Genomic DNA, 11,698 nt, shown 5'->3' with positions numbered 1-11,698 from the left:
TTTCCATCGCTGCCTTGAGAAGATAGATGGCGTCGTAAGCCCCGACCGCGAACACTGCGGCGCTCATGTCCTCGTTGTAGCGCTTGCGGTACTCGTTGATGAACGCCATCCGCTCCGGCGATTGTGGGCCGTCGATGGTGACCGTCGTGCTGGTCAGCACGCCTTCCGCTGAATCGCCCGCAGCCTTCCAGAACGCCGGACCCGCGATACCCCAGGCCGAGACATAGGGGATGTCGTTATTGAGCTTTTCCTTGGTCTTGACTACGAAAGTGTTCTCGCGGACGAGTGCGTAATTCAGGATCGCCTCGGCGCCCGCATTCTTGAGCTTAATGATCTGCGCCGTCATATCGGTGTCGTTATTGTCGAAGGTCTCGTCGGCGACCGGCGATAGCCCGCTTTCCTTCAGACGGCGGTTCAGTTCGCCCCGGCCGGTGACGCCCCAGCCGCCGGTCCAATTCAGAAGGCCGATCTTCTTATGACCGAACTTCTTGACCATGGTATCGACCATGAAGTTCGCCTGACCGGTGCCATACATGCCGACGCGGAACAGGTAGTTGTCGCGGCCCTGTTTCTGCGCATCGTTTTCGGTGATCGCGGTTGCGTCTGTGGCGGGACAAATCACCGGCACTTTCAGCGTGTCGTTGACGATCGGCGCCACTGCCAGCATGGAGGCGCTATTCGATGCCCCCAGCATCGCCACGACTTTCTCGCGCTCGACCAGTTCGCGATATTGCGCGACGGTCTTAACCGGATTGTGCTCGTCGTCACGGGCGACCAGCACGAGCTTGCGCCCCTTGACCCCGCCCTTGGCGTTGATCTCGTCGATTGCGATCTCGGCGCCGCGCTTGATCTCGGTGCCGACAAAGGAGGCCGGACCGCTCAATGCAGCCGCAACCCCAATCTTGACCTCCTGCGCATGGGCGCTTGCAAATCCGACCAGCGAAGCCACCGACACGGCGGCAGCAAGCCGTACCAAGAATGCATTCCGCTTCATCTTTACCTCCGTACTGTTGAACAGTTACCCGGTACGTGCATCCGTCTGCGGCGGCCTTCTGTCGGCCCACGGCCGTGCCATCTCGAACGCCGCAGCCGCAGAAAAAATCGTGGTCTCGCCCAGCGCCCTGCCGACAACGTGGAGGCCGACCGGCAGACCGGCGGCCGTGAACCCGCACGGGATTGACGCGGCGGGCAGGCCGCAAAGGTTGAACGGGTATGTGTAGGCGACCCATGACACGATATTGGCGCCGTCGAGTTCCGGCGGAACGTCGCGGCCAATGTCGAAAGCGGCGACCGGCGTCGTCGGGGTCAGCAGCAGATCGAACCGCTCGAAGAAGCGCCTGACCTTTTCTCGAAACTCGTAACGGGCAAAAACCCGGCCGTAATATTCGTCGATGGTCTGGTCGAGCGCGTTGTCGAGCACGTTCGCGACCGCAGGATCGATCAGTTCGCGCTGCTCGATCAGCGTCTTCTTCAACCTGGTACCGACACCGGCATAGAATTCTGCCATCCAGAGGTCGATCGGATCGTCGAAGACCTTTTCGACCGGTTCGACGCTGCATCCCATATCTTCGAATACGCACGCGCCTTTCTCGGCAAGGCTTGCGACTTCGGGGTTTGGCCGCGCGTAGCCGAGAGTCGGGCTCCAGGCGATCCGCAGCCCCTTCGGCGGCGTCTCGCAGGCGGCGAGATAGTCGGGAACGTCGGCGGCCACGCTCGCAGGGTCGCGAGCGTCGAAACCCGAAATCGCGGCGAGCAGCAGCGCCGCGTCACGCACGGTCCGCGCCATCGGCCCGACATGGGCGAGGGTCGGGGTGGCCGCAACTGGGAAAACGGGCACCCGGCCAAAATGCGCCTTGATACCAAACAGTCCGCACAAAGATGACGGAATGCGGATCGACCCGCCGCCGTCGGTCCCAAGCGCAAAGGGCGTAATGCCGGCGGCGACGCTCGCACCCGCCCCCGCCGACGAGCCGCCCGTGGTCTTACCCAGGTTCCACGGATTGCGCGTCTGCCCCGTCAACGGGCTGTCGCTCGAACCCTTGCAGCCGAATTCCGTCGTCGTGGTCTTCCCGATGATGACCGCGCCCTGCGCCTTCACGCGTTCCGCCGCGGGCGAGTCGACCGGCGCCACGAAATCGGCCAAGGTTCGCGATCCCGAGGTGAAGCGCACATCCTTGACGGCGGTCAGGTCCTTCACCGAAAGCGGCAATCCCGAAAGCAATCCGTGATCCTCACCCGCCATTACCGCGCGCTCGGCACGCCGCGCCGCATCCATCGCAATCTCGGGAGTCAGCGTCACGAATGCATTCAGCGTCGACTGCGTCGACTCGGCCTCGCGCAGCGCGCGCGCGGCGATTTCGACAGGAGAGACCGCCTTGGACCGAATGAGCCGCAGAAGGTCGATCGCCGGAACGAACGAAAGCTCATCCCTCCCATCGAGTGACGGGGCCCGAGGCGGCCTCATCGTTGCGCCACCTGCTCCGCTTTCGATCGAGGCACGATTCATTGTCCGTACCGCTAGTCCAGCATGGCCACGGCACGGACCGGCGATCCGCTGCCGTTGCAAATTCTGAGCGGGAAGCCGTGAAACTCGAACTCGCCCTTCCCAACGAGTTCCTCGAGGTTGCACAGCCACTCGTAGTGGGTGATGCCACGATCCCGGCAGACCCTATGATTCGGAAACAGGTTGTGGTCCGGGCGGTCGGTAGATGGACCCTCGACGCCGTGAACACGCGACCGGTCCGCGAGCCAGTGGGTGGCCTCGGCCGTGATGCCCGCGTTCGACCACACGACCTTGTCCGTCGGGAAATGACGCTTGTGCAGACCGGTGCAGATCAGGACGATATGTCCGTCGATCTTTACGCCCGCCTTCTTTTCCGCCTCCTCGAAGTCCTTGACGTCCATGTCGCCGAGGTCGGGGATATGCCTCATGTCGAGACAGACGGCCTTCCCGGTGAACATGTCGAGCGGCATCTGATCGATGGTGGCTCCGCCACGCTTGACGTGACAGAAGGAGTCCACATGGGTGCCGACGTGATCCATCATCGCGATGAAAGTGGTGCATCCACCGAGCGGATCCTCCGGCGTACCGTTGCCCCAGCTCTCCATGTCGTCATGCGTGAAGTGCGGCAGGATAACCGGCCGCGGAAAGAATTTGTGCGCGGGCATATTGTTGGAAAGCGGCACCGACAGGTCGATGATCACGCGTGCCATCACAAGCCTCCCTGTCATTTCCCGGAAGCCTGATCGTGCCCAAGGGCTCGATCGAAAACCAGTATTGATTCTGAGGCTGATTCATGCCGAAATTGTTATGGGTCTTCGCGCTATGCCGAATGAACTGGCGCGGCAGCACCAATAAATGACCATGATCGCCCCCGGTTGCGGCAATGAACCTGCGTCAGCTTCAATATTTCCTGGAGGTCAGCGAAGCTGAGAGCGTCACGCGCGCCGCTCACCGCCTGCATATCGCGCAGCCTGCGCTGACGCGACACATCCGCGCACTCGAGCGCGATCTCGGTGTGCGCCTGTTCGACCGAGAGGGACGCGGGATCGTGCTCACCAATGCGGGATTGGTGTTCCGCGAACGCATCCGCCTGGTGCTGCGTGAACTCGATCGCGCACAGGTTGAGGTCCAGGCGCTTTCACGGTCGCCGGGCGGGCGCATCGACATCGGCCTGCCCTACTCGATCAGCCAGGCCCTGACCCGCCTGCTCGTCAAGAGGATGCAGGACGAATATCCAAGAATCGCCATGCGCGTGATCGATGGCTGGAGCGGCTTCATCATCGAGTGGCTGATCCGGGGAAAACTCGATCTCGGCGTGATCTACGATCACACCCTGAAGAGCGATGTGTTGCGGACGCAGCCATTGGCGACTGAGGAACACTTCCTCGTCTGCGCGGCAAACGACAGGCGCACGGCGCGAAAGACGATGTCGCTTACTGAAGTGGCCAACCTGCCGCTGGTCCTGCCGAGCCACGAGCATGGCCTGCGCGTCGCGGTCGAGCAGCACATGCAGACAATCGGCCGGGTCCCCTCGATCCACACCGAACTCGAATCGATCGTGGGCCTGAAGCAACTCGCCCAGCAGGGTGGGGTCTACACGATACTTCCCCGTGGCGAGATGGAGGCCGAATTGGCGGCCGGCCGGCTGAAAGCCATCCGCATCGTCTCTCCATCCGTCTTTCGAACACTGTTCGTGGCCTGGTCCAGCGAGCGGCCGAACACACCGCAGATGCGGGCTGTTCTCAGCATCGCCAGGCAGGAGACCGAAATGCTGATTGAGATGCGGACGTGGGGAAGTCGTTTCCTTGGATAGCACCTCGATCATTCGAGATGCGATCAGGCCCAAATGTTCTCGTAGTGTCGATTGCGTAGCGCCCCGCCGTGGCGGTCAAGGCGTTCGAAAGCGGGATCGCCGGCAAATTGCTCGATCCCTCGCAGGCCATCGCTTGCAGCATATTCATTGCGCAGCGCGATGCGGTTGTTGTTGACGACGCCCCCAAGAAGAGATTGACGCTCAAGGGGGATTGACCTTTAGTAAGTAGAGTAGGCTGGTTTACTTTCGATTTACTCTTAAAAGTCCGATGAGATCGACGTTCTCGTTCAAGGCCTTGCGGTGGGGAAACAAGTTAGGAAACCGCTGCTCTATCCGGCTGAGCTACGGGACCGCGCCCGCGCGATGTAGCACATGCTTTTGCGGTATGAACACCCGGAAATGTTTGAGGCTCGGCAATGGGACGCGTTCCGAGCTGCCGGCCAGGATCGTCCTATACCAGATCGAAGTGGTGCAATATGCGCTGCCCGAGATGGTGGCCGAGGTCGTCGAGGCCAACCTGAAACTCATCGCCGGTCTGAGCGAACACGAACGCTGCGGCCTCGCCACCGGGGCCGTTGTCGAGCAGCGCCGGCAGCGACGCCGGAGTCGCCGTCACGTTGGCGGATAGCGCGAAGTTGAACGGGGTTTCGTCGGGATCGTTGGTGGTGAAGGTGAGCTGGCCGGATTTCAGGCCCACCTTTTTGGTGTCGAGCTGGAGCTGGAAGCTATCGGACCCGCCCGGTGCGATCGAGGCGTCCAGTTTCTCGACGACCTTGAAGCCCTTCGGCGCCTTCAGCTTGGAGATACTGAGAGTACCGGGCCCGCTATTGTTCACGGTGAAGGTCTGAATGACGACGCTGCCGATTGTGGCGTTGCCGAAATCGGTTCCGTCGGTCGTGCCGGGCGTGAGGTCGCCGTCGGAGATCACATTGCCATTGCCACGGACCTCGATCTCGGGCGGAAGCAAGACGACATTGCCAGCCAGGGCAAAATTGAACGCGGCTTCGTCGGGATCGTTGGTGGTGAAGGTCACCTCACCGGCCCTTGCGCCGGCCTTCTTGGTATCGATGCCCACCGTGAAGGTATCGGTCACGCCGGGAGCGAGCGACGCGGAAAGGCCCTCGGTCAGCGCGAAGCCCTTGGGCATTTTCAGCTTTGCGATCGTGAGTGTCTGCGAACCGTCATTGGCGACGGTGAAGGTGCGCGTCACGACGCTGCCGACCCCAACGGTGCCGAAACCGGTGTGATCGGCGAGATCGGGGGTCAGGTCGCCGTCGGCGATGGAGACGCCGTTGCCGAGAACGGAGACCTCCGGTCCCGACACATCGTCATTCTCGATCGTCGCGATGCCGGGATCGCCGGTGACTGCACCGTTGGTGGCGCCCGACAGGACGAGGAAGAACGTTTCATCCGCTTCGAATGCGAAGTCGCCGTTGATCGTGACCGCCACCTGATGAGAGTGCACGTTCTCGGTGAAGGCCAGCGTCCTCGAAAGCGGGACATAGTCGGCGCCTGCAGATGTCGCGGAACCGTCCGCCGTTGCTATGTCGACGCCGACATCCGCATGGCCTCCGGTACGGCTGACGACGAAAGTCGCAACACGCGTCCCGCCATTGCCCTCCGCGATTGATACATCGCTGACGGAAATCACGCCGGGAAGGAGCGTTCCGGCCAGCAATTCTTCCGGGGACAGGACCGTGCCGTCCACGAACGCGATGTCTTCGACGCGGATGAACGTATCTGATCCGTCCACGCCCGAAAGAACGAGCTCCGTCGCAGTTCCCGAAATCAGGTAGCCCGCATTGAAATAATATCCGATATTCACAACGTCGTGCCCAGGCCCTCCATCGATCCGATTGTCGCCCAAGACCGAAGCGATCCATATCGCGTCGTTGCCGCTCCCCGCCGTGACATTCTCGATGTCGACGAGGGTATCGGTCTCGCCCGTCGGAATGTTTGTCACGGTTCTGGCGAAAAAATCGATCGTCAGATCGGTGTCGGCGAAGCCGTAATCCACGGTATCGTTACCGGTCCCGCCGTCGAGCAGGTCCTGCCCAAACCGGCTGATGAGGGTGTCGTCGCCCTCGCGACCGAAAATTCGCTCGGTGCCGGCAGTGCCGTCGATGACGTTGTTTTCGAAATTGCCGTACACCGAAAGCTGGGGCGCCCCGTCGATCAGGCCGACATTCAATTGCCCGAGCGGCAGGTAGTAGTTATTGGGCCCGAAATCCTGAGCGCCGTAGACTGCGGTGATGCCCGAGATGTCGTCGGGCTGAAGCGCGGTGACGCCCTCGAAGAACCGGTACATCACGGCCGGCTGGATTGTGGTGTGGTCCAGTCCGATTGCGTGTCCGATCTCGTGCAGGGCAAGCCACCGGAAATCCGTCTCGGATAGGGCGGTGTTGGAGGAGTCGAATACGATGTCGCCGCCGGGTCCCCATGACGAGGGATAGAACGCATAACCCCAGGTGCTGCCGTAGGCACCTCCGTCAATATAGCCGCCGCCGATGCGTATCGTGGGGTAGCTCACGCTGCCGAACGCGTAACCGGAATCCGCGACCTGGATGAACTCGATGTCGGCCACCGCCGCCCACAGGTCGAAGGCCTCACGCAGAATCTGCTCGTAGCCCGGCGGCAGGAAGGTGCCGAGATCTTCGGTCGTCGTGAAATTCGGGAGCGATGAACTGTTGAGCTGGTTGGCGAGGCCCGCACCGGCAATGCTCCAGGCCACGACGCCACCCGAGCCACCGAGAAAACTCGTGAACCGGCCAGACGCGATGCCGCCATCGTCCGTCCATCGGCCCCCGGTGGTAACTGCCATTGCAACCTCTTGCGGAAATACGATTCAACCTCGGGCAGCGGAGCTTATCAGCCCCGCCGCAATCGCGGAGACTAAAGTGACCACGGCCGTCGCAAAAGCCGCACGAAGGGGGCGCGGCATCAAGCGCCCTCGCCGGGCTCGTCGTGCATTTCGATGAAAATCGCGGATCGATGCAGTCCGCACGCTGGAGCCGCGCGGACCCACGAGTACCGTCGTGTCTAAGGGGCACCATGTGGACCCGCGCTCGGCACCGCCTCACACAAGATCGAAATGGAGTGGATGCAGTTGCAGGAGGTCGCGGACGTAGTCCTCGACCGGCGCGTATGCCGGTGCAATCGGATTGAACGCGAAGGCGCCGGCCAGGTTACGAGCGTCTGACGATGGCGTGGTATCCAGCAGCGCCGACAGCGACGCTGGAGTCGCCGTCACGTTGGCGGACAGCGCGAAGTTGAACGGGGTTTCGTCGGGATCGTTGGTTGTGAAGGTGATCGCTCCCGTCTTGAGCCCGATTTTTTTGGTATCGACCCGCACCTGGAAGGTGTCTGACTGTCCCGGTGCGATGGAGGCGGACAGACCTTCCGCAAGCGTGAAGCCCTTCGGCATCTTCAGCTTGGAAATGAGCAGCGTGCCAGCCCCGCTATTGTTAACCGTGAAGGTGTGAACGACATTGCTGCCGACCGTCACATTGCCGAAGGCGGTGCCATCGGACATGGCCGGACTCTGGTCATTGTCGGCAATCAGCATATTGTTGCCACGAACTTCGATCTCAGGCGGGATCACGATGACATTGCCGGACAGCGCGAAGTTATAAGCGCCTTCATTGGCATCGTTGGTGGTGAAGGTGATCTCCCCGGTCTTGACGCCGACCTTCTTGGTATCGATGCTCACCGTGAAGGTATCGGTCGCGCCGGGAGCAAGCGAAGCGGAAAGGCCCTCGGTCAGCGCGAAGCCCTTGGGTATTTTCAGCTTTGCGATCGTGAGCGTCTGCGAACCGTCATTGGCCACGGTGAAGGTGCGGGTCAAGACGCTGCCGACCCCAACGGTGCCGAAACCGGTGTGATCGGCGAGATCGGGGGTCAGGTCGCCGTCGGCGATGGAGACGCCGTTGCCGCGCACTGTGACCTCGGGCGCCGGCGGCGACGTTACGATGCCTGTGATCGCAAAATTAAAGGGATTTTCGTCTTCGTCGTTTGTGGTGAATACGATCTGCCCGCTCTTTGCGCCGGAATTGGTAGTGTCAAGTCGCACCTGAAAAGTGTCGGAGCTGCCGGGTGCGATAGACGCGGACAACCCTTCCACCAGACTGAACCCCGTGGGCAAAACAAGCGCCGAAGTTGTCAGTATCGCGTCACCGTCATTGCGGACCAGAAAGCTATGAACAACCGGAGTCGTTCCCAGCGCGACACTGCCGAAATCGGTGCCGTCCTGTTCCGGTGTCGTATCGCCATCCGCGATCGACGGGCCGTTGCCAAAAACCGTGATCTCGGGCGCCTGCACCGTGCCGGAAACGGCAAAACTGAACGGGTTCTCGTCGTCGTCGTTGGTGATAAAGCTGATATCACCGCTCTTCGTACCTCCGCTCGCGGTATCCAACTGCACCTGGAACGTGTCAAAGCTGCCGCTTGCGATTGTCGATGACAGACCCTCGGCCAGGGAGAAGCCCAGCGGAATCGTCAGGCTCGAAATGGTAAGTGTCGCGGCGCCATCATTGCGGACAGTGAAGGTCCGGACCACTGGTGTGGCATTTTTTAGAACGGCCCCGAAATTCGTGTGGTCGTCGAGGGAGGGCGTTGATTTGCCGTCGGCAATGTCGGATTCGTTGCCCAGCACGACGATTTCGGGATACGATGTTGCGTCCGTGATGAGTTGATTGAGCGATACAGAACCGTCTGCGAACCGAAAGCTTTCGACATTCGTCACGCGGTCTGTTCCGTCAGGCGAGTTCTCGCGAACATCCGTCAGCGTGAGGAACTGAGTTCCGGCATCATAAGCTACGGCATAGTCGCCACGATTGCCGGAATACACCGCGGTATCGGCATCGTCCCCGCCGTCGAGCGCGTCGTCGCCGCCGCCGCCCTCGATCACGTTGGCCCTCTGATTGCCGGTGAGAGTCTGCGCGACGTCTCCGAGACCAGTCAAGTTTTCGATATTGGGTTGCGCCGTCAGGCTGAATGTCTGAAGCCAGGTACGAATCTCGTCGGTTCCGGCGTTTGCGTCTTCAGTAACCGTGTCGCCGGCGTCATCGACAATATAAACGTCGTCACCAGAACCCCCGTTCATCGTGTCGGCGCCGGTGCCACCGTCGAGCATGTCGTTGCCGTTGACGCCCGTGAGCTTGTCCGCTCCGTCGCCGCCATGCGCGGTGAGGGTGCGCGTTCCGGCGTAAAGTGTATCCGCGGCATCGGAACCGTAGAGCGTGATGCTCGCCAGATTATCGGAATCCGGTACTGCCGGGGTGTAGCCTGGCGAGCGGTCGACGAGGATGATGACCCAGAGACCTGCATATTCGGCCACGCCGACGGTATCAAAGGTCGCATCGGTCAGTGCCGCACCTTCGGCCCGCCCTTGAATCGCCGCCAGGACCTCCGCGGCTGACCCGACCTCCGAACGGCCAATCAGAACCCTGAAAGCAGTGTCGGGTGCGAAGTCGCCGATCACGGATTCGAGCGCGGTCTTGAACGCATCGCGAAATTCATCTCCCGTACTCCACGCGAGAGCCCAGTCGCTGTCGGGCAAGCTTCCTGTGGCCTGTAGCGGGTCGGTGTTGCCGTTCTGAACCAGATCGACCGCCTTGCGATGAGCAATCGCCGACAACACTGCGTCCAGCGACAACGAATTTCCGGATGCGCGGGCAGCGTTGAGCAGATCGGCAAACGACTGTTCCGCCGCCGAAATGCCATCGCCGGCATAGTTGCCGAGCGTAACGTCGAATGCAGCGGTGTTCTGGAACGACGAGGTGCTATCGACCTGGATTGCCAGATCGGATCGTGCAATCGTCTGCGTGGCATTCGGACTGTATCCGAGATCGATGCCAACCGTGAGGAAATGAGACATCGCGTTCGGAAACTGTCCGGCAGCGATTGCCTGTTGTACTTCCGGATACTGGCTCAGGTAGTACGATTCGTCGAAGGCCACGAGATCGGCGCTGGTCAGCGAAGCAGGTTGCGACCCGCCAGCCGAAATCGCGCTCGCTTGAACGGACAACACGCCAGCGTAATTCTCGTCCCAGTGCTCGGCCAGCTTCTGCTTGACGAAAGCCGCCAGGACGTTCGTGTAAACATAGTTGGTGCCAACCGCGACTCCAACGGCCGCGAGCCAGGCCGGGCCGAGAAAGAAAGCCGAGATGCCGCCGGCGGCCAGTGCCAAGGCTCGGCCGATAATGGCTGATCCAACCTCCACGTAAAGGGTTCTGGGTGCGTCGTTCGATACCGCAACCTGCTGATAGATCGTAAAGCCGTCGAGAACAACGCCGGCGGACTGCGCGACGCTCAGGGCCTGATTTTTTGTTAGCCGCGCGAATTTAATCAGCTGATAGGCGGCGGGCCGTTCGCCAATATCGAAGAAGCCCTGCGCAATCTTCGCTATCCCTGAATCAACCAGGGACATTGCAGACCAGACTTCGACATCATTCGTCTGGCCGCCGAATGTAATCGCCTCGACGTTGCGCAGCGTGTCGGCGCTCCCGAACAGATAACCGAGTGCTCCGTTCCCTTCACTGCGGCTGGTCAGCAGACTGGAAAATCCGACGAAAAAATCGCCTCCGTCTTCCTCGACGCTGTATTCAGAGCGCGCATATTGGTAAACGGCTGTATCGCGGTCGTCGCCGCCATCAAGGATGTCATTGCCGGCGCCGCCAACAAGAATATCGTTTCCGGTGCCCCCGTTCAGCGAGTCCTCACCCTTGCCGCCCTTCAAGACATCGTTTCCACCGTCTCCGAAAATCCGATCGCTCTCGTCGCCGCCGACTATCCCATCGTCGCCGACATTGCCATACATCAAATTGGAACTGGATGCGGAGCCGATTGCGGTCATGAATCCGCCACCGGAGACAATTCTGATCTCGACTTCCTGCGTAAAGACCAGCGCGGACAGATCGACGTCTATGGTCTCGAATGTGTTGTACAGCTCGATAAGCTCGACGTTTAAGATGTTGTGGAAGTCCTCGCTGTGATGCGCGTCGATCCGCACCGTATCGACGCCGTCGCCACCGTCGATCGATGCCGGAGAAAAATCGTCCACCAGAATCCAGTCGTTTCCGCCGCGCGCGACAACGGTGTCATCCACGCTGACGCGAAATTCGTCAGCCTGGTCACTGCCTAGCTGGAAATCTGGGCCGAAACCTCCCACGTAGCTGATCGACTGCCAGAACGAATCGAAGCCGGCCGACCCCTGTCCGTTATGCATTTGCTTGAACGCATTCCAGAACGCGCCCGCATCGAAGTTCGACACGAACATATTCGCCAGGAGCGTGCCTCCCAGCGACAATTGTATGTTTTGCAGAACGCCCGTGAAATTCTGCGACTCATCGACAAGAAGGTTGAGGCCATTGAGCGTAACGATG

The 11,698-nt window shown here is 60.9% G+C and carries 7 protein-coding genes; 2 read left to right on the top strand and 5 right to left on the bottom strand.

What is annotated here, in order from left to right; all coding sequences use genetic code 11:
• From AB7F49_RS34205 to AB7F49_RS34195, 3 genes are all read right to left on the bottom strand, one after another.
• A partial coding sequence (locus AB7F49_RS34205) for an ABC transporter substrate-binding protein (RefSeq protein ID WP_428530673.1) occupies window positions 1–994 on the bottom strand: 994 nt, incomplete at its 3' end.
• 24 nt (window positions 995–1,018) lie between these two features.
• Window positions 1,019–2,464 (bottom strand): amidase, encoded by a 1,446-nt coding sequence (locus AB7F49_RS34200; protein WP_428530670.1) that lies wholly within the window; start codon window positions 2,462–2,464, stop codon window positions 1,019–1,021.
• A gap of 53 nt (window positions 2,465–2,517) precedes the next feature.
• Complete coding sequence (locus AB7F49_RS34195; RefSeq protein ID WP_428530667.1) at window positions 2,518–3,213, bottom strand: cyclase family protein; 696 nt, start codon at window positions 3,211–3,213, stop codon at window positions 2,518–2,520.
• A gap of 173 nt (window positions 3,214–3,386) precedes the next feature.
• Here AB7F49_RS34195 and AB7F49_RS34190 point away from each other — a divergent pair, with 173 nt between their 5' ends.
• Window positions 3,387–4,316 carry a LysR family transcriptional regulator gene (locus AB7F49_RS34190; protein ID WP_428530664.1) on the top strand — a complete coding sequence of 310 codons (930 nt, stop codon included), beginning with the start codon at window positions 3,387–3,389 and terminating at the stop codon, window positions 4,314–4,316.
• Between the two features lie 68 nt (window positions 4,317–4,384).
• Window positions 4,385–4,531, top strand: a complete 147-nt coding sequence (locus tag AB7F49_RS34185; RefSeq protein WP_428530661.1) for a hypothetical protein — start codon at window positions 4,385–4,387, stop codon at window positions 4,529–4,531.
• A 236-nt stretch (window positions 4,532–4,767) separates the two neighbouring features.
• On the opposite strand, the gene AB7F49_RS34180 is transcribed toward AB7F49_RS34185, so the two are convergent.
• Together AB7F49_RS34180 and AB7F49_RS34175 are read right to left on the bottom strand one after the other, a co-directional pair.
• Window positions 4,768–7,137 carry a choice-of-anchor D domain-containing protein gene (locus AB7F49_RS34180; protein ID WP_428530658.1) on the bottom strand — a complete coding sequence of 790 codons (2,370 nt, stop codon included), beginning with the start codon at window positions 7,135–7,137 and terminating at the stop codon, window positions 4,768–4,770.
• Window positions 7,138–7,392: 255 nt separating this feature from the next.
• Complete coding sequence (locus AB7F49_RS34175; protein WP_428530655.1) at window positions 7,393–11,541, bottom strand: choice-of-anchor D domain-containing protein; 4,149 nt, start codon at window positions 11,539–11,541, stop codon at window positions 7,393–7,395.
• Window positions 11,542–11,698: the final 157 nt, after the last annotated feature.

Origin of the sequence: Pseudorhodoplanes sp. (genome assembly GCF_050250235.1) — a bacterium.
In the GTDB taxonomy this organism is placed as follows: Bacteria; Pseudomonadota; Alphaproteobacteria; order Rhizobiales; family Xanthobacteraceae; genus Pseudorhodoplanes.
Note: the sequence above shows the minus strand (reverse complement) of the source record. Positions and strands in the feature narration are given on the sequence as shown.